This is a genomic window from Vibrio sp. T9 (assembly GCF_003123985.1).
In the GTDB taxonomy this organism is placed as follows: domain Bacteria; phylum Pseudomonadota; class Gammaproteobacteria; order Enterobacterales; family Vibrionaceae; genus Vibrio; species Vibrio diabolicus.
In genome coordinates, this window is the sequence record NZ_NIGY01000220.1 from 1 (window position 1) to 246 (window position 246).

At 56.1% G+C, this 246-nt stretch carries 1 rRNA gene; it reads left to right on the forward strand.

The features are described 5' to 3' along the window. A 16S ribosomal RNA gene (locus CBX98_RS26170) occupies positions 1 to 246 on the forward strand; the annotation flags it as partial.

Below are 246 nucleotides of genomic sequence, written 5' to 3' on the forward strand. Positions count from 1 at the left end.
CTGGAACTGAGACACGGTCCAGACTCCTACGGGAGGCAGCAGTGGGGAATATTGCACAATGGGCGCAAGCCTGATGCAGCCATGCCGCGTGTATGAAGAAGGCCTTCGGGTTGTAAAGTACTTTCAGTCGTGAGGAAGGCGGCGTCGTTAATAGCGGCGTTGTTTGACGTTAGCGACAGAAGAAGCACCGGCTAACTCCGTGCCAGCAGCCGCGGTAATACGGAGGGTGCGAGCGTTAATCGGAAT